Origin of the sequence: Cupriavidus necator A5-1 (assembly GCF_000744095.1) — a bacterium.
In the GTDB taxonomy this organism is placed as follows: Bacteria; Pseudomonadota; Gammaproteobacteria; order Burkholderiales; family Burkholderiaceae; genus Cupriavidus; species Cupriavidus necator_A.
This window is the reverse complement of the sequence record NZ_JQLI01000001.1, coordinates 540,751-559,593: the sequence shown is the minus strand read 5'-3', so window position 1 is coordinate 559,593 and position 18,843 is coordinate 540,751. Positions and strand designations below refer to the sequence as shown.

Below are 18,843 nucleotides of genomic sequence, written 5' to 3'. Positions count from 1 at the left end.
AATCAGCATGTGGGGAGATCCAACCCCGCCTGCCGCCACTGAGCCAGTACTTCTCGCTTGGCGACCTTGCCGGTAGCATTCGTTGGCAACGCCTCGGAGCGAAGCCACCAACGGGAAGGCACTTCATGCCGCCCAAGCAGCGCGGCTGCATGGGCGCGCAAGAGCTCAGCCGTAATGGCCGTACCGGGCCTTAAGACAACGACGGCGCCGACCTCCTCTCCAAGGTCGGCGTGCGGAAGTGGCACGACTGCTGCCTCGACCACGTCGCCGTGTTGCAAAAGACATTGCTCAACCTGCACGCATGCGATGTTTTCGCCCGCACGAATGATGATGTCTTTCGAGCGGCCAACCAAATATAAGTAGCCCTCGGCATCGAGCCAGCCGCGATCGCCAGTGGCAAACCATCCCTGCCGGTCAGTGATCGGCTTAGGGTCGCGAAGGTATCCGCCGGTGATCGTGGCTGTGCGCACCATGATCTCCCCTACGCCCTTTTCGTCCGCGGCGTCGATCCGCACCTCGACGAGGGGAAGCGGCCGGCCAACACAGCCTTTAGGCCGTCCTTCGATCTCCGCGCTGGAGCCCGCCGCCACAACACCGCCAGCCTCCGTCATCCCATACAAGCTGCCCACACGCTTCTGCATGGACGGGAACGCCTTCTGCACCTTGGCTCGAAGGTCGTCGGACAGCGCTGCTCCACCCATTGGAATCGACCGCAAGCTGGTGGTATCGAACTTGCCGAACAGTTCGTGCTCGACCACGCGCGAGACCATCGTGGGCACACTGCCCCAGACGCGTACTTTTTCCTGATCGATGAGCGCCAGCACCGTAACCGGGTCGAAGCGCCCCTCCAACAGTACAAGGGTACCGCCGGTCAGCAGGGTGGTCGTCGCAATTTGGATGCCGCCCATGTGGAACAGAGGCATCGTCAGCAGGCTGATAGTGCCCGGCGCTCCGGGTGCAAGTTCGTCAGGCAGACGCCCGGTCAGGACAAGGAGATTCTGGATATTGGCGATGATCGACCGATGCGAGATCACCACGGCTTTGGGGTCGCCACTGGTCCCCGAACTGAACATGACAACGGCGGTCTCGTCCTCCATCTCGGGAGCATGCTCCAGGCATAGCAACTCTGCAGTGGCGTCGCGAGAGACCTCGCCAATCTCATCGAAGGCAATGGTGAACCACGCTCCCTGAAGCAACCGCTTCGATCTGTCCGTAATAAGCAGAACAGGTTCAGCCAATTCGGCGGAAGCTTTCGCTTGCGCGCTGCCCCACATTGCATTGCCAAGTACAGCAACTCCGCCAAGGCATTGCACCGCCCAAAATGAAAGCAGCCACTCGAGGCTGTTATAGCCGAGCAACATGACGCTCGTCCCGCGGCCAATCCCCTGCGCGGCAAGGAAGTGGGCAACGCGCCGCACGGCTCGCTCGAAATCCTGAGTGCTCAGGCGCAGATCACCTTGCACGATGAATGGACGGTCAGCCCAGCGGCGCGCGTCGATCAGGAACTCGACCAGCGACATCGGACGATGTGTATAGACCAGTGTTGAGTGGTTCTCAACCCTTGCGCTCGCGACATCGCGAGACCAGCGTCGTGGGGAGATCATAGGAAGGTACGATTGCTGACGTTTACGTTGATGGGGCTAGCACAGGAAATCGACATCTGGCGTCCAACCCATGGGCCACGCGGTATCGATCATTGCCCGGGATACCCCGATACCGATCGCACATCGCGTGGGTAGTAGTAGACCCTGCGCGCTGACGGAGATCAACGAAACGGAACGAACAAGAGTACTTCGCCAGACGAGAGATGCATGGCGTACCGAATTGAGCGGCGTGAGCTCGCCGTTCGGCGAACGTGCCTTACAGCCGTTGCGCGAGCTTTCCTTCGGGCATCGACGCAGAGTCATCCGAGCGCGGCTGGCTCACGGCCATGCCACTCCAACCCACGGGCAGAACGCGGGACAGGAACTCGACGAAGGCCTTCACTTTGGCGTTTCGGCCTTGCGCTGGCGGGTAGACCGCGTACAGGGTCTGACCGCGCGCGACGTAGTTGGTCAGGATTTGTTCAAGGCGCCCGGCGCTGACGTCGACATCGAACAGGATCGAAGGGCCTTGGCCCAGCCCCAACCCGGCGAGAACGGCTTCGCGGTAGTTGTCGCTGTTGTCGAACGCAAGGTTGCCTTTCACGGGCACCAGGCGTTCTCCCTCCGGCATCTGAAAGAGCCACGAGCGCCCTCCATGAAAGAGGTCCGCAGTCAGGCAGTTATGCGATGCCAGATCCTCGATGCGTTGGGGGCGGCCGCAGCGGTCGAGATACTCCGGCGTTGCGCAGGTGACGCGCAGGTTCCGTGTCAGCGGACGCGCGACGAGGCGTGAGTCGGGCAGATCGCCGCCCCAGACGGCAATGTCCAGGCCTTTTCCAATCAGGTCGTGCTGCAGCCCGTCCGCTTGTGTGATCTTGAGTTTGATTCCCGGATACTGCGCAACAAATTCACTGAGGCGTGGCACCACATGCAGCCGCGCCACAATCAGCGGCAGTTGGACATGCAATCGTCCGACCGGATCATCGCAGGCACGTTCTAGCTCCTGTTCCGCTTCCTCCATGGACGAGAGGATTTCGCGGCAGCGCACAAAATACGCCTCGCCCGCCGGCGTCAATGCAAGCTTTCGGGTATTGCGCACGAGCAGCGGCACGCGCAATTCCTGCTCCAAGCTCGCGATCCGCCGAGTCAGTATGGACGCCGTCACGCCGAGTTGGCGAGCGGCCGCGGAAAAGCCTCCCCTTTGCGCAACGGCGACGAAGGATTGAATAGCCGCGAACTTGTCCACTAACCTTTGCTCCTGCGCCCAGTACTGCACTGCACTGCGCGCACGACATCAAGGCCACTCAGCGTCCCTTGAATCTCGGCGCGCGCCGTTCGGCAAAAGCCTTGCAACCTTCGATAAAGTCCTCGCTCGCGAAACAGGCAGCAATACATTGGTCCCAACGCTCAGTATTCCAGTCCACGGGTGGCTTGTCCAGATCGCGGTCTATCAGCTTGATTGCCCGAACCGTCAAGGGCGCAGCTGCGGCGATGGATGCGGCCACGCTCCCGGCTTCCGAGGCCAACTCCATATCAGGCACGATCGTGTTGACAAGTCCAATACGCAGAGCCTCCGATGCAGAGAACTGGCGTCCAGTCAGGAGGATTTCCTTCATGAACGCCGGGCCGACAAGCGAGCGGATCTTCTCCATGCTGTCACCCGGATAGCCAACCCCCAGCTTGACGGCAGGAATGCCAAACCTCGCCGTATCCGATGCGATCCGAAGGTCGCAACAACATGCCAGCGCGAGTCCGCCGCCGAGGCAGTAGCCACGGATGACTGCCACGGTCGGCTTGGCACAGTCCCAGACTGCCCTGTAAGCCTGCAGCGCACTGCGTTCGACCGTGCGTACGGCATCGGCCTGCGACAACCGGCTGTTGAACTCGGCAATGTCGGCACCGGACATGAAATCCCGTCCGCCGGCGCCCTCGATCAGGATGACTCGTATGCCCGGGTCAGCAGCGAACGAGTCCAAGGCTGGCGCGAAGGCGCGCCACATCGAGTCAGTGCCGGCGTTGCGACGGGCCACATTGCTGACCACTATTCGCCCCGTCGCACCATCACGCTCGACGATCAGGTGTCCGCTATTCTCCATCGTGTTGTCCAATTATCGTTTCAAAGCGCCAGTCGCGTCAGGTGCCTTCGGCAAGGCCGGCTCAGCGCTCGGCATCCTCGACCTCGATAGCGAACTCGGGGCAGTTCGCCCAGGCGAGAAGCGCCTGTTCCTTCAGGGCCGGCGGCACATCGCCACATTCTCTGACCTGAGCAAAGCCGTCTTCCCCGACAACGAACAATTCCGGCGCCGCCCGGACGCAGTTCTGATGCCCTTTGCATCGCTCCGATTCAATTCGAATTTTCATTGTCACTCCGTAGTCTGTGGTTAGTTGGACGCATTCGTCTGCAATCACACCACGTGACGCTCGCGCAGGTCCGAGATCTGTCCCGCGGTGTAGCCAAGTTCCATCAACACGTCGTCGGTGTGCTCGCCTCGCCCGGGCGTTGCCGCGCGCATCTGGCTTGGTGTTCGGGAAAGCGTGTACGGCTGCGCCACGACCTTTATCTCCTGAAGCACCGGATGCTGCAGGGATACGGCCATGCCGAGATGCTGGGCTTGGCGGTCCTTGAATACCTCGTCCATCCGGTAAATGGGACCACAGGCAACGCTCGCCTGCTCGAAAGTGCAGATCCATTCGGAACTTGTTTTGCGCATCGTATGTTTCGAAAGCTCGGCCTTCAACGCCTCCCGGTTCTTCGTTCGCAATTCGTTGCTGGAATATTCGACCCGCTCGAGCAACTGGGGCGCCTCGATCGCGTTGCACAGGCGCCTCCACATCTCCTCACCAGCCGTGGCAATGTTGATGTGGCCATCGGCGGTCGGGAACACGCCCGTTGGCGTCGCAGTTGGATGATCGTTGCCAGCCTGTTCTGGCACCTCACCGTCCATCAGCCATCGCGCCGCCTGGTAGTCGGTCAGTGCGATCATGCCCTGCAGCAAGGAGGTCTGTACCCATTGCCCACGGCCCGACACTTCGCGCTCGAGCAGGGCAGTCATGATGCCGAGCGCTGCGTACAGGCCTACTCCGGTATCCGCGAGCGAGATGCCGGTCCGCAAAGGCGGCTGCCCTTTTTCACCGGTAATTGCCATCAGCCCACCCATGCCCTGAACGATCTGGTCATAGCCCGGCCGGTCGGCATACGGGCCGTCCTGCCCGAACCCCGAGATGCTTGCGTAAACGAGCCCGGGATTGCTGCGCCGCAGCGTCTCATAGCTCACCCCAAGCCGTGTCTTCACGCTTGGCCGAAAGTTCTCTACCAGCACGTCAGCCGTCTCGGCCAGACGCTTAAGAATTCGGACGCCTTCCGGATCCTTGAGATTGAGAGTGACGCTGCGCTTGTTGCGATGCAAGTTCTGGAAATCAGAGCCCAGGCGGTCTCCGATCCAGCCGTCGCTGACGTTAAGCGCCTCCGGGCTTTCAACCTTGATGACATCTGCGCCCCAATCCGCGAGCTGGCGTACAGCCGTTGGGCCTGCCCGCAGGCGGGTAAGATCAAGCACACGAAAGCGTTCGAGCGGGCCCTGCCGATAGGATGAACTCATGACCCGGTACTCCCCATGGCTGTGCCCGGCAGCGGAGTGAAGGCCGGGGCACGCTTGTCCTTCATGGCCCGCAAGGCTTCACTGAAATCCGGTTCCTTCATCAACTGCCCCATCAGTTCCCGGGAATCCTCAATCGCGGCACCTGCGTCGTGCCGCATGAGGTCGGCGTAGACCTGACGCTTGGCCGTCTTCACCGCCACAGGAGACGTTGAGCCCGCCAAACCGCGCGCGATTCGGAGTACTTGCTCCTCAAGCTCCTCACGCGGCATCACGCCGTTGAGAAAGCCCATGGCGCGTGCCTCGTCCGCCAAGAACACGCGACCCGACAGCAAGATGTCGGCACTGTGGGTCAGACCGACGATACGGGGCATGATCCAGGACAGCCCAAACTCGGCAGGCAATCCCAGACGCGGCGTTGACGTCGTGAATTTGGCGCCTTCCGCGGCATAGCGGAGGTCACAGTAAGCGGCCAGGGCGACGGCAATTCCGGCGCAGGCCCCGTTGATTGCAGCAATGACGGGCTTTTGCAGGCCCCAATGCCAGATCAGCTCGTGCTCGTATTCAGGGCGCACGCCGTAACCTGGCGTTGCCATCACGTCATTCCTAAAGCTTTCGAGATAGTTCTGATCGGACTCTCGGTAATGGTCCAGCGCCTTGGTGTCTGCGCCGACGCAAAACTGCTGGCCGGCTCCGGTAACGACAATCACGCGCACCCGTGGGTCATCGTCCAGGCATGACATCAGCCAGCGATATTCGGCATTCATGCGCGTGGTCCAAGAGTTTCCGCGCCCGGGTCGGTTGAGCCGAACCAGACCGACACCGTTGTCGACGTTCAGTTGGGTGACATGCAGTTCCACGCTGTCTCCTTGTCAGAGTGATTAGCATTGACGCTCAGGTGTGCGTCGTGGTTGGCGGTCGGGCCTTGCCTCAATCGGCGTCCCTATGGTTCATGTCGCGCAGCTTGAATGTCGCTGTCGTGCCTGACTCGCTGCGCTCGCGCAAGAAGTTGAACTCGTCGCTCTCGAACCTCAGGTTCGTACCGAGAGTGTGACCGACGAAGCCCCGCGTGAACTGGGCCGCGCAGCCAAGGCTTTCCAGCGCCATCTGGTGCATGGCCTTGCCCGTCACCAAGGCGTCACGTGGGTGCTTGGCGATACGCCCGGCCCAGTTCTCAACGGTAGACTCCAGCTCCGCCAACGGCACCGCACGATTGACCAGACCGAGCCGGCAAGCCTCACTGCCGTTAAAGCGCTCGCCCAGCAGCATCAGTTCCCGAGCAACCTTGGCGCCGTACATCAGGATCTGCGAGTTCATGTGCCAGGTATTGCCGGCGAGACCAAATCGCTGCTCCGCATGACTAAAGCAGGCGTCCTCCGTGGCAATCGCCAGGTCCACCAACTCCACTAGGTAGATGCCTACGCCGGTGCAATGGCCATGGACCTGCGCGATGACCGGCTTGGCCGAATTCTGGAATGCCATGTAGCTCATACCCAGACGTCGGTCCCGCTGCAAGCGCATTCTCTGGCTGGGGCGGCGCGGCTTGCCACCGTCCGGTGTCAGCTCCAGCCCGTACGACTTGACTGCATCGTTGTAGTCGTGCCCAGCGCAGAATGAGGGCCCGTTGCCCTTCAGGATGATGACTTTGATGTCATCGTCGTACTCGGCATCCCGCAAGGCGGCAACCAGATCGTCCATCTCATCGAAGCGCAGAGCATTGTGTTTCTCCGGTCGATTTAAGATCAGCCGTGCCACCGCGCCGTCCTTTTCCAGGATAACTGTGCTGTTCAACGGAGTCTCCTTGTTCTGTATCTGCTTTTGGAAACCAGGCGTCAAAGCACCCGGATACGCACATTCTCAGGACCGCGGGCATTGCCCGCCGACCACTTAACCGCGCCGGATATGCGCTCATAGTTCGGAATCGCCTTGAGCCATTCCTCGATGGCGACGCGCATCTCCATCCGGGCGAGGTGGGACCCGAGGCACCGGTGCACGCCCACCCCGAAGGTCAGGTGGCGGTTGCGCTTGCGCTCGAGCTGCACTTCGTCCGGGTTCTCGAATACCGCTGGGTCACGATTCGCCGCCGGGTAGGCCAGAATCACCCGCTCGCCAGCGCCGATGCAGCGCCCGCGCAGTTCTGCCTCCTGGCTGGTGACGCGCGCGATAGACAGCGGCGCGTAGAAGCGGAGCAGTTCCTCAACCGCGGTAGTCCTCAACAAAGCAGGCTCATTGATGAGCTTTTCCCGGTCGGCCGGGTTGTCGGCCAAATGGTTCAGACTCGCGTTGAGCGCGTTCCATGTAGTGTCGGCGCCGGCGAGGACGGCAAGCAGCAGGCTACCGATTCGGTGCTTGCGTGAGATGGGCTTGCCGTCGATCGTGGCCGTCGCGATATGACTGACGAGGTCTTCGCCGGGATCCTGTGCCCGCTCATCGAGCAGTTGCTCGAGATCGGCGAAGGCTTCGTCGAAAGCCGCCTTGCGCAGTTCCTGGTCGAACGGCCCATACTTCAAAACCCGGATGGCCCAGTCCATAAAGCGCTCCTGACGGTCCTCGGGCACGTCGAGGAAGCGTGTCAGCAGCGACAGGACAAACGGCTTGGAGAAATCTTCACCAAGGTCAGCTTCGCCATTGGCGGCAATCCTCTGCGCATGATGACGAGCGATGCTCTGTGCATAGGGCTCAATCGCTGCAACGCGAGCGGGCGTAAAGTAGGGTTCGAGCAAGTCACGGTGGATCTTGTGATCCGGCGGGTCGCTGGTCAGCGGTGGCAACACAAGGCCCGAACCTTCCGAAGGTACCTCGCCCGCAATTTCTGCTGCACGCGATGAAAACACGGCTGGATTTTGAGCGACGTGGTGGATGTCCTCGTATGTGGTGGGCAGCCATGATCCCCCCCATTTTTCACTATGCGCAACCGGGCAGCCGCTGGAACGGATGTCGCTCCACAGGACATGCGCCTCCTGTACATAGTGGTCGGAGAGAAGGTCATACCCGTCATGGGGTAGTGAGTGCTGGTTGGTGTCGGTCACCTGGGATCTCCTGGAAAAGGTCAGTAGGTTTCAACGTGATAGCGTCCGCTGGTCAGCAGGCTCTCCCGGATCATTGGCCATGCAGATGCCCCATCCCCGCGAAGGACATCCGCGAAAGCCTCCTCCACACCGGTTTCCATGCCCTTGCGACCACACAGGAAAACGTGCGTGAGTTCGCCCTGCAGAAGCGTCCTGATTCGCTTGCCGGCGGCCCGGATTCCGTCCTGCACATACATCCGGGGCTCGTTCGGTTGGCGCGAGAAGCAGAAGTAGTGCTCTACGAAGCCCTCCGGTAACCCGTTCTCCTCGCCGGAGTAAGGCAGCTCTACAGGACGACGGCCCCCGAAGAACAGCATCAGGCTGCCGCTAGCGTCGCGCATACTGCGCAGGCGATGCTGAATGAAGCCCCGAAAGGGCGCGACGCCCGTGCCGGTGCAGACCATGATCAGGTTGGCGGACCTTTCCATGGGCAGCAGGAACGTGTCGCCCAGCGGGCCGACGACCCTCACCGTCTCGCCTGGCACCAGGTCGCACAGATAGTTTGAACAAAGACCGCCTGGCTTGCGGCGCACCGTCAGCGCAACGGTGCTGGTGCCCCGCCGCTCGCCCGTTCGTGCGCTGGCGACCGAGTACAGCCTCTCGATGTGCGGGCGCCCATTGGTGTCGATGCCGGGCGGTAGGATGCCAATGCTCTGGCCCTCCAATACGGGCATCGCCTGGTCTCCGAAATCCAGTACGATGTGCCAAACGTCATCGTCAGCGTCGAGCGCCGTGGCCCGCTGGCGTAATTTCACCGTTGCGACGGCCGGTGCAGCGCGGCTGTAAAGATGCAGCGCTGGCGCACTCGCCGACGCGGGCGCCCTCACTCTGACAGGACCTTCGGTGGCACGGATCTCGGTGCTCGGTTGCGTCCGTGGCGGCAGGTCCTGCCACGAAAGCTGTTGCTCAAGCGTGTACGGCTGCTGCAGCGAGTACCAGTGATTAATCGCACCTGTTGGGCACGGCGGGATGCACGCACGGCAATGGCTGCAGCGCTCGACGTCGACCACGTAGTTGTTGTGGTCGTGCGTGATAGCGCCGATCGGACAAGACTCCTCGCAGCTGTTGCAGCGGATGCAGATGGCGGGATCAATCAGGTGCTGCGTGATCGATGTTGGCTGAGGAAGCATCATTGGTGTTCCTGTTCGTTGGCATCGCGTGCGCGGTGATCTGTCATCGCGTGCGAACTCATGGCTTCACGATCGCCCGACCGCCCTCCTCCATGGCGCAATGGGCCATGGCCTCGTTAACCTGGTCGAGCGAATAGATGACTGACGCGAGGTTGGCTAGTTGCAGCTTGCCGGCGTCGTACAATTCAACCAGCCGCGCAATGTCGCGGCGCACGTGCGCTGAGCCATAAAGCGAGCCACGGACGGTCTTCTCGGTAAGAACTAGTCCGCCAAAGGCGGATATATTCACCACCACGTCCTTGCCCGGAGCACTGACGATGACGGCGCGACCGCCACGCCTTGTCATCCGTATGGCGTCGTCGATGGATTGCTGGCGCCCGGCGACTTCCAACGCGACCTCGACGCCTCGCCCGCCGGTGAGCGCGCGCACCTTTTCCACCAGGCCGGGCGCAGGCTGGAGCTGATGGCTCGCACCCAGTGACCGCGCCAGCTCCAGGCGATCGGGACGGGGATCGATCGCTATGATCATGCTGGCCCCGCTGACGCGCGCGCCCTGGACCGCATGCAAGCCGACACCACCGCAACCAAGAACGGCCACCGCTTCGCCGACTTCGACCTTTGCCGTGTTTACTGCTGCGCCCCAGCCCGTCATGACCCCGCAGCCGAGCAATGCCGCCTGCTCCAGCGGCAGCGAGTTCGGGATCGGAACGACCGATGAAGCGGGTACAACAACCCGCTGCGCAAGCGTTCCCAGGCCGGCCATCTGGAACACCGGTGTGCCATTCCAGGCAAAACGCGTGGTGCCATCTGACATGGTGCCGTGAAGCATCGATGGCTGGCCCGACTCGCACAGCACCGGCTGGCCATGGTTGCAGTAGAAACAGTTGCCACACTGAGCGAGCAGGCTGAGCACCACGCGATCGCCGATCGACAAGCCCGACACATGAGATCCCATGCCTACGACAACGCCTGCGCTTTCGTGTCCCAGGATCACCGGCAACGGTGTCGGGAGCACTGCCCGATACACGGACAGGTCCGAATGGCACACGCCTGTCGCGGCAATCTCCACCATCACTTCGTTATCGTGCGGTTCATCCAGGTCCAGCAACTCCACCTGGAGTTCGCGGGCCTGCACCATCACGGCAGCATGCACCTTTGTTCCCATCTCGTCGCCTCTTGTTTCCGGTCTTCAGTCGCTTGAAGTTTAGAGGCGCACATCCGAGTGCATTGCACCGTTTCACGAAGTTCTCACTTGCTCAATTCGAGCAATTCCCACCTTTCTTCTGCTCCGTCGGGCACTCCATGTGCTGCTGCACTGCGTCAGCGCGCGTTCGCTTTGCCTGGCCAAGCGCTCGCGGGCGTTGCCTATCGCGTTTTGCGAAGTTCTGATCTTCACGGGTTCCTGTTGGCCCGGCAGTGCGCCGTTCCTACACTTCCAACACGTGACCAGGGACGGCATGGTCCCCGCAGTCTGGACGGCCGTGCCACACGAACAACCACTTGACCGAAACGCTGATCCACTATGTACATTGATACTTCCAACGCAGCCATTGCATCCACTGCCCGGACCAATCCGATTTCGCCCAGGAGCGAACTCCGCGACATCTTCACAAGCATTGCGCGTCAACGTCGTATTGCAGAATCTGACCTTCGCAAATACCTTGCAGAAGTTGACCCCGCACTGCTGCTGGCGTCACTTGTGCATATCACGCGTGACCCATCGCTGCTCAGCCGCTACGCGCCGGAACTGAAGATGCCGGACAAGGCCGAGCTCATGCCCGGCGTGAAGGTGGTCGAAACGCTAAAGGGCTTCGCTCAGGTCGCCACCATCCCCGGGGCAATCCGGCAGGAAATGATCGAGCTGGCAGTCGCCGCGCTGGACAAGCCTCCCTCCGAACAGACGGAATACCTGTCCGGCTACGATTTGGAGCCCGATCTGTTTCTCAAGATGGCAGCGATGGTTACCGGCGAGCCGATCGATGCCGAGTTTGGCGACATGCTTCTCGAACAGGCTGGCTTCGTGCGCAACATGCCTGTGCTGCCTCAGCGCGGTCGCCCGACCGAGCGTATCGAACTGGCCATCATTGGTGCCGGCATGACTGGCATCGCGGCCGCCATCCAGGCGAAGGACCGCGGATTCCGCTACCGCATCTTCGATAGCAACAACAAGGTCGGAGGCGTATGGGCGGCGAACGACTACCCAGGTGTCGCGGTCGATACACCAGCCACGTACTACTCATTGTCATACGAGCTCAATCCGTCGTGGAGCAACTACTACCCGGTGGGCTCGGAGTACCTGCGCTATCTCGAAGGCATTGTCGAGAAGCACCACATGAGCGAGTTCATTGAGCTCGAGAGCGAAGTGCTGAAGATCCAGTGGATCGAAGAGGATGAGGAATGGGAGTTGATGGTGGTCAAGAAGGGGCGCGAGGCCTCGAAGGTGCGCGCCACAGCGGTCATGTCATGCCTGGGCCACCTCAACCGCCCGAACTATCCTGACCTGCAAGGTCGCGAGACGTTCAAAGGCGTATCGATTCACGCCAACCGCTGGAAACATGACGTCGATTTGCGTGGCAAGCGGGTCGGCATCATCGGTACGGGAGCTACCGGTGTGCAGGTGATCGGCAAGATCTCGCAGGAAGTTGATCACCTCACCGTCTTTATGCGCCAGCCGATGTGGATCATTCCCAACCAAGCGGGAGACGGGGATATCCCGCAGAGCAAGCGGTGGGCGCGCCAGCATCTGCCGTACTTCCTGCACTGGGACAGGCTGAAGTCATACTGGACCTATAGCGACAAGGTCGGATATCCGATCGTTCGCGCGGATCCGGAATGGGCGAAGACACACATCTCCATCTCACCGGCCAACGACCGCCTGATGCAGTTCTGCATCAACTACATCAACTCGTGTTTTGGTGAGGGCAGCGAGCTGGCTCAAAAGCTGACGCCGGACTATGCGCCGCTGGGCAAGCGTAGCGTGCGTGACCCATACGATTTTGCCCCTGGCGGCTTCTACTACGCGTTGTCGCAGCCGAACGTGGCCCTCGAAACCAGCAAGCTCGCGCGGGTGGTTCCGGACGGCATTCTTACCGTGGACGGCAAGCTGATCGAATTGGACGTCATCATCTACGCAACCGGGCTGACCCTCGACTGGCTGTCGCCGATCCAGGTGGAGGGCCGCAACGGCGTACGGCTGTCCGACGTCTGGCGTGACAACAGTCCGTCCTCGTATCTGGGCGGGATGGTACCAAAATTCCCGAATCTCTTCGTGAACTCCGGCCCGCATACAGGGGCCGGACATGCCGGTGGGCACAACTTCATGGCGGAGGTCGTCAACCACTACGCGATGGAATGCCTGCAGATGTTGGTCGAGGAGGGTGCCCGCTCGCTCGAGGTGACTCAGGAAGCGTTTGATGAACACAACCGCAGGCTCGACGAGAAGATGGCCGGGTCGATCTGGGCCTGGGAGCGGCGTGCCCATACCTATTACACCAACCAGAAGGGGCGGCCCCTCCTTCCGACGCCATGGCGGCACGTTGAGTTCTGGCGCATGACCCGCGAGCCCATCAAGGAAGCCTTCATTCTGCGCTGAGGCAGTTCCATCGGCGCCCCGCAGTCCGGAAGCCCGCCTGCCGGCGGTCTTCCGGTGCGGGGTTGTGAACAAGTCAAGATAACGGGTATTTAGAGCATGAACCGCGGATTGATTCTTGGGGGCGGTGGCGTCCTCGGGCTCGCCTGGGAGATTGGGGTGCTCCACGGACTTGCGTCTGGTGGCATTGACCTGCTCGGCGTAAGCGAAGTGATAGGGACATCGGCCGGCGCCTTTGCCGGCTCCGCACTCCTTGACCAGAGGGGTATTTCATGGGCATACGAACGGCAGGTTTCCGCGGGCGTACAAGAGGTGCCGGTAGCCTCATCGTTAGACGTCATCGAGACCCTGACCACGATTCTGAGGCGATGCTCCGGAAACGAGCATCTCGCGGGACGGTGCATCGGCGAGTTTGCCCTGGCGGCATCTCCTATTGACATACGGCTGCGCCTGGCTGTCGTTCGAGACCGGCTCGACCGCGATGATTGGCCGTCCGACCGACTCACGCTCACCGCCATCGACGTGGACAGTGGCGAGTTGCACCTGCTTACCAGCGATTCGGGCATCGACCTCGTGCACGCAGCCGCTGCCAGCGGTGCGGCACCGGGAATCTGGCCAGTGATTGTCGCCGGAGGAAAACGCTGGGTGGACGGGGGCAGCGTATCGGTAACCAATGCCCAGCTGGCACGGAGATTCGACCGGTGCATCGTCATCTCGCCTCGACCTGGCAATCTGACCGGCCTCACCGTGCAGTCCGAGATCGACGGATGTGGCAAGCGAGACGATGCCGTGCTCATTGTTCCCGACTCGCTCAGTGAAGCCGCGATCGGGCAGAACAACTTCGATCCGAGCCGGCGCCGTGTGGCAGCCGAGGCAGGAAGACAACAGGGTGAACGATTCGTCCGCGAGATGCCAGACGCATGGCGGGTGTGCTGACGTGGGGAGCCCAGCGGCAAAGTCGCACACACGCCGCCGAGCTGTACAGTAACTTCGGGGAACAATATGACTACCGACAACGGGGACAAAGCGTCCGGTCCGTGCGCAGGATTGCGCGTGTTGGAATTCGCAACGATGGTTGCGGGGCCGTTCGCCGGCCAGATGCTGGCCGACCTTGGGGCCGAGGTAATCAAGATAGAGCCCATCAGTGGTGATCCCATGCGCAAGGGCCACCCCCAGCACCAGGGAGTATCGGCCGGATTCGCTCTGTTCAACGGCAGCAAGCGGAGCATGTGCATCGATCTCAAGTCCCCTTCGGGACAAGCGCTGGCGCGCGAGCTGGCGTTGACGGCCGATGTGTTGATTGAAAACTTCCGCCCAGGCGTCATGGAGCAACTTGGGCTCGGGCATGATGGCCTTTGCCAGACCAATGCAAAGCTCATCTACGCGTCGATCAACGGCTTCGGCGTAGATGGACCGTACGCCGCACGGCCCGCGTACGATCACGTCGTTCAGGCGTTGAGTGGGACCATGCCGAGCATCGGAAGCCCGGACAAGCCCGAGCCTGTCCGCAATTCGGTCGTCGACAAGATTACCGCTGCCACCGCCGCCCAGGCAATCCTTGCCGCACTCGTCCACCGCGAACGGACCGGTGGGAAGGGCCAGCGGGTCTGCGTATCGCTGCTGGATTCCTACGCCGCATTTATGCTGCCGGATCTCATGGTGAACCACTACTTTCAAACGCCAGGTATCGGTGCGCATGCCCTACCCAACACCTACTTTCCGATCAGGACGTTGGACGGCCATGTCATGGGCCATATCTTTACCGACGAGCAGTTCAGGAATCTATGTCGAATGTTTGGCCGCTTGGATCTTATCGATGATCCCCGTTTCGCTGGCGTGAAGGAGCGTCGCGATCACTGCGAGGCGATGTGGGATGAAATCCGGTGCAGTGCGCAAAGGATCGACACGGCCACCATCGAGACGCTTGCCGAGAAGTACAGCGTGCCGCTTGGACGCGTCAACGACCTTCCCGGGTTCTTCGCTGACCCGCAGGTCCTGCACAATGGCACGTACTCCGACGATGACGATCCACTGCTCGGAAAGGTGCGGCAGTTGCGATCGCCCATCCGCTTTGAACTGACACCCGCGGCCAGCCGCGGTCGGCCACCCCTGCTCGGAGAGGACACCAGCGAACTCCTCACGAGCCTGGGTAAGACGAAGACGCAGATCGACAAGGCCTTTGCAGGTCATGTGGTCGCCGGTCGCATGGACGAAGCAGATGCCGCAGGCAAGTCCGCCGCGGGAGCGCGAACATGAGCGGACCATTGAAAGACGTCCGGATCATCGAGTTCGGAGCGATCGGCCCTGCACCGTTCGCCTGCATGATGCTGGCCGATAACGGCGCGGACGTGATCCGTGTGGCGCGACATGTACCGGCCTGGCGACAAGGCATCATGGATGCGAGCAAGGACGTTCTGGCACGCTCGCGCCGTGTCGTGCACCTTGATCTCAAGACGCCCGACGGCGTGCGCGAGGCCCGAGCGCTCGCACGCAGCGCAGACGGCATTGTTGAGGGCTACCGCCCAGGCGTCATGGAGAAACTCGGGCTTGGGCCCGAGGTCTTATTGGCAGACAACCCGCGGCTTGTGTACGGGCGAATGACGGGGTGGGGCCAGGAGGGACCACTCGCGCAACGAGCCGGGCACGACATCAACTACATCGCGCTCGCCGGGGCATTACACGCCTTCGGGCGCGAGGGTGGCAAGCCAACGCCACCCGCTAACCTGGTCGCCGACTTCGGCGGCGGCGGCATGCTGCTTGCGTTCGGCATGGTCAGCGCCATCCTGCATGCACGAACCTCGGGTGAAGGCCAGGTGGTGGACTGCGCGATGGTCGATGGCACCGCTTTGCTGATGGGCATGATGTGGTCGCTTCGTTCCGCCGGCGTGTGGCGCGACGAACGCGGCGTCAATCTCCTCGACACCGGCGCGCATTTCTACGAGACATATGAGACCAGCGATGGTAAGCACGTCGCGATCGGCGCGGTTGAGCCCGAGTTCTATGCGCTCTTGCGAGAGAGACTGGGTCTGGTTGATGACCCGGACTTCGACCGCCAGCGGGACCCGAAAGCTTGGCCAGGTCTCAAGGCCAAGCTTGCCAAGATCTTCAAGAGCCGCAGCCGTGACGAATGGTGCCGCATATTCGACGACAGCGATGCCTGCGTCACGCCGGTACTGTCGATGAGCGAGGCACCCAATCACCCGCACGCGCGCGCGCGCGGGGTATTCGCGACCATCGACGGCGTCATTCAACCTAGCCCGGCACCGCGCTACTCGCGCACAGTAAACGATGCTCCCAGGATGCTTCGCCCTCAACAGGACGATCGCGATGTGGTCATCGCGAGTCTCGCACCGCTCCATGCGGAATCGGATGGGCAACTGACAAATAAGGGGTAAGCAAGATGAGAAGAATCGCATTCATTGGTCTCGGCAACATGGGCATGCCAATGGCTCTAAACCTTGTACGTGCAGGCCACGACGTTCGGGGATTCGATATCTCGGAAGCCGCAATGGCCGGCTTCGCTGAACATGGGGGGCAATCACATCGCTCCATCGCATCAGCGGTCGATGGTGCGTCGATAGTCATTTCCATCGTGAGAAACGCCGATGACGTGAAAAGCTTGTACTGCGCAGCAGACGGTGTCCTGAAGGTCGCGACGCCGGGAACCTTGCTGATCGAGAGCTCAACGATAGGACCTTCTGCGGTACGTACCGTCGCCGCCGAAGCGGCGCAAGCTGGCTTTGCGATGCTGGACGCGCCTGTGGCCGGCGGCCAGGCAGGCGCGCGGGATGCCCGGCTGACATTCATGGTCGGCGGCGACCGGCAGGCGTTCGATCAGGCTGAGCCAGTCTTGCGCCAGTTGGGCGCCAGGATCTTTTATGCCGGGGCCATCGGCAATGGCCAGATTGCCAAGCTGTGCAACAACCTGATCGCATGTGTCAGCAGCGCAGTGGTCTCGGAAGCCTTCATCCTGGGCCGTAAGCTCGGCATGGACTATCAGACGATGTACGACATCATCACTCAGTCCACCGGCCAATGCTGGACACTCACGAACAACTGTCCGGTGCCGGGCCCGGTACCCTCATCGCCCGCAAGTCGCGACTATGTGCCTGGATTTGCGGCGGATCTGATGCTCAAGGACCTCTCCCTTGTCGCGTCTGCCGCCAATGAGGTTGGCGCCGCAACGCCTTTTGGTGCCAGGGCCGTCCAACTGTATAGGCAGCTAAGTGACTCTGGCTATGGCGCGCACGACTGGACCGTCGTATCCAAGTTGATCGAAGACGGCACTTTCCTCAATTAATGCTGCATAGCCCAGGAGACATTTGTGTCAACTAACACGCTCCATCCCAATCTAGACGCCGAAGACCTGGCCCGAACCCTGAGCGGGCACAATTTCATCGACGGTGAGCTCACGCCCGCGCGCTCGGGCAGAACCTTCGCTGTGATCAATCCTGCCACCGGCCGCAAGATCGCGGATGCGCCCTTCAGCGTTGCCGATGACGTGGATGTCGCCGTCCGTGCCGCGCAGCGCGCCCAGCACGAGTGGGCCAATACGCCGGCGCGCAGGCGCGGTGCCTTGGTAATCGAGTGCGCCCGGTTGCTAGCCTCACACGTCGAGGAACTGGCTCGCCTCGTGACGCTCGAAACCGGCAAGGCGATTCGAACCGAGAGTCGTCCCGAAGCCGAAGGTATCGCCGACATGCTGCAGTACTACGGCGGACTGGCCTCGGAGCTGAAGGGCGAGACGGTGCCCCACCGGCCGGATGTCTTGACCCTCACGGTGCGCGAGCCGATCGGGGTCGTCGGCGCGATTTTGCCGTGGAATGCGCCAATGTATATCCTTGCGATGAAGATTGGGCCTTCGCTCGTGGCGGGTAACGCTGTCGTGGTGAAGTCTGCCGAGGAGGCGCCATTGGCGGTGCTGCGTGTGTGTCAGATCTTGAACCGGGTGCTGCCCAAGGGCCTGCTCAACGTGGTCGCGGGCCACGGTCCCGAGTGCGGAGCGCCACTGGTCGCACATCCGGGTGTGCATAAGATAACTTTCACCGGCTCGGTGGAAACCGGCAAGATCATCTATAAAACAGCGGCCGAGAAGCTGATCCCCGTCACGCTTGAGCTGGGCGGCAAGAGCCCCATGATCGTCATGCCCGACGCTGACCTGGATCAGGCTGCCGCTGGCGCTGTGGCCGGCATGCGCTTCACCCGGCAGGGCCAAAGCTGCTCGGCCTCCAGCCGGATGATCGTGCATGAGTCGGTGCACGACGCGTTTGTCATCAAGGTGAAGGCGCTGGTCGACGCGATGAAGATTGGCGATCCGATGGACGAGTCCACAGATATCGGCACCATCATCTCGCCAGCACAGTATGACAAGGTGTGCGGCTACATTGAAACCGGGCGCTCACTGCCCGGCACAACCGCGGTCGAATGCTCGACACTGCCAGCAAACGAGGCACTACGGGCCGGGCTGTTCGTGCGCCCTGTGATGTTCACCGGCCTGACCAACGATAGTAAGTTGGCGCGCGAAGAGATCTTCGGTCCGGTCGTCTGCGTCATAAAATTTTCGAGCTATGAGCAGGCGTTGGCGATGGCCAACGACACGGACTACGGCCTCACCGCGTCAGTGTGGACCCGGGATCTGCAGACTGCAATGGATGCCAGCCTGAGGCTTCAGGCTGGCTTCGTGCAAGTGAACCAAAATATCGTAGCCCAGCCTGGCCTCTCGTATGGCGGCTACAAGAATTCGGGCTTGGGCAAGGAGGCATCGCTTGAGGCGATGTTGGACCACTTCACACAGATGAAGACCATTCTCGTGAATCTCGCATAGCAGCAGCGGCGCCGTGGGCGCCGCTCTGCCCCAAAAATATTAAGGAGACACCG

Annotated in this window: 16 protein-coding genes; 6 read left to right on the top strand and 10 right to left on the bottom strand. The window is 61.5% G+C overall.

The features are described from left to right. Positions 1 to 2: 2 nt before the first annotated feature. The 10 genes from K307_RS02625 to K307_RS02580 all read right to left on the bottom strand — a co-directional run bounded on the left by K307_RS02625 (position 3) and on the right by K307_RS02580 (position 10,542). Entirely contained in the window at positions 3 to 1,520 is a 1,518-nt protein-coding gene (locus K307_RS02625; protein WP_051974591.1) for a class I adenylate-forming enzyme family protein, read from the bottom strand. A gap of 340 nt (positions 1,521 to 1,860) precedes the next feature. Next, positions 1,861 to 2,829, bottom strand: coding sequence for a LysR family transcriptional regulator (locus tag K307_RS02620; RefSeq protein ID WP_196251506.1), 969 nt, complete (start codon positions 2,827 to 2,829; stop codon positions 1,861 to 1,863). 58 nt (positions 2,830 to 2,887) lie between these two features. Beyond that, positions 2,888 to 3,691, bottom strand: coding sequence for an enoyl-CoA hydratase (locus tag K307_RS02615; protein ID WP_051974589.1), 804 nt, complete (start codon positions 3,689 to 3,691; stop codon positions 2,888 to 2,890). Between the two features lie 49 nt (positions 3,692 to 3,740). Then, positions 3,741 to 3,944 (bottom strand): ferredoxin, encoded by a 204-nt coding sequence (locus tag K307_RS02610; RefSeq protein ID WP_042876136.1) that lies wholly within the window; start codon positions 3,942 to 3,944, stop codon positions 3,741 to 3,743. A gap of 44 nt (positions 3,945 to 3,988) precedes the next feature. Continuing rightward, positions 3,989 to 5,182, bottom strand: coding sequence for a CaiB/BaiF CoA transferase family protein (locus K307_RS02605; protein ID WP_042876135.1), 1,194 nt, complete (start codon positions 5,180 to 5,182; stop codon positions 3,989 to 3,991). After that, positions 5,179 to 6,039, bottom strand: a complete 861-nt coding sequence (locus K307_RS02600) for an enoyl-CoA hydratase-related protein (protein ID WP_042876133.1) — start codon at positions 6,037 to 6,039, stop codon at positions 5,179 to 5,181. The genes K307_RS02605 and K307_RS02600 overlap by 4 nt, the downstream gene beginning before the upstream one ends. A gap of 70 nt (positions 6,040 to 6,109) precedes the next feature. Continuing rightward, on the bottom strand, positions 6,110 to 6,970 hold the full coding sequence (locus tag K307_RS02595; protein ID WP_042876131.1) for an enoyl-CoA hydratase/isomerase family protein: 861 nt from the start codon (positions 6,968 to 6,970) through the stop codon (positions 6,110 to 6,112). Positions 6,971 to 7,011: 41 nt separating this feature from the next. Beyond that, positions 7,012 to 8,208 carry a cytochrome P450 gene (locus K307_RS02590; RefSeq protein WP_042876128.1) on the bottom strand — a complete coding sequence of 399 codons (1,197 nt, stop codon included), beginning with the start codon at positions 8,206 to 8,208 and terminating at the stop codon, positions 7,012 to 7,014. A 20-nt stretch (positions 8,209 to 8,228) separates the two neighbouring features. Next, complete coding sequence (locus tag K307_RS02585) at positions 8,229 to 9,380, bottom strand: 4Fe-4S binding protein (RefSeq protein WP_042876126.1); 1,152 nt, start codon at positions 9,378 to 9,380, stop codon at positions 8,229 to 8,231. Between the two features lie 55 nt (positions 9,381 to 9,435). Further along, entirely contained in the window at positions 9,436 to 10,542 is a 1,107-nt protein-coding gene (locus K307_RS02580; RefSeq protein WP_042876124.1) for a Zn-dependent alcohol dehydrogenase, read from the bottom strand. A gap of 357 nt (positions 10,543 to 10,899) precedes the next feature. Here K307_RS02580 and K307_RS02575 point away from each other — a divergent pair, with 357 nt between their 5' ends. The 6 genes from K307_RS02575 (at position 10,900) to K307_RS02550 (ending at position 18,790) form a co-directional block, all read left to right on the top strand. After that, on the top strand, positions 10,900 to 12,969 hold the full coding sequence (locus K307_RS02575; protein WP_080744841.1) for a flavin-containing monooxygenase: 2,070 nt from the start codon (positions 10,900 to 10,902) through the stop codon (positions 12,967 to 12,969). Positions 12,970 to 13,065: 96 nt separating this feature from the next. Continuing rightward, on the top strand, positions 13,066 to 13,902 hold the full coding sequence (locus tag K307_RS02570; protein WP_155301038.1) for a patatin-like phospholipase family protein: 837 nt from the start codon (positions 13,066 to 13,068) through the stop codon (positions 13,900 to 13,902). Positions 13,903 to 13,968: 66 nt separating this feature from the next. After that, positions 13,969 to 15,222, top strand: a complete 1,254-nt coding sequence (locus tag K307_RS02565; protein WP_063771651.1) for a CaiB/BaiF CoA transferase family protein — start codon at positions 13,969 to 13,971, stop codon at positions 15,220 to 15,222. Further along, entirely contained in the window at positions 15,219 to 16,361 is a 1,143-nt protein-coding gene (locus tag K307_RS02560) for a CaiB/BaiF CoA transferase family protein (protein ID WP_051974586.1), read from the top strand. The genes K307_RS02565 and K307_RS02560 overlap by 4 nt, the downstream gene beginning before the upstream one ends. A gap of 5 nt (positions 16,362 to 16,366) precedes the next feature. Then, positions 16,367 to 17,266: a 3-hydroxyisobutyrate dehydrogenase gene (gene mmsB, locus K307_RS02555; RefSeq protein ID WP_042876120.1), complete on the top strand. Its 900-nt coding sequence runs from the start codon at positions 16,367 to 16,369 to the stop codon at positions 17,264 to 17,266. A 24-nt stretch (positions 17,267 to 17,290) separates the two neighbouring features. Continuing rightward, positions 17,291 to 18,790 (top strand): aldehyde dehydrogenase family protein, encoded by a 1,500-nt coding sequence (locus tag K307_RS02550; protein WP_042876118.1) that lies wholly within the window; start codon positions 17,291 to 17,293, stop codon positions 18,788 to 18,790. Positions 18,791 to 18,843: the final 53 nt, after the last annotated feature.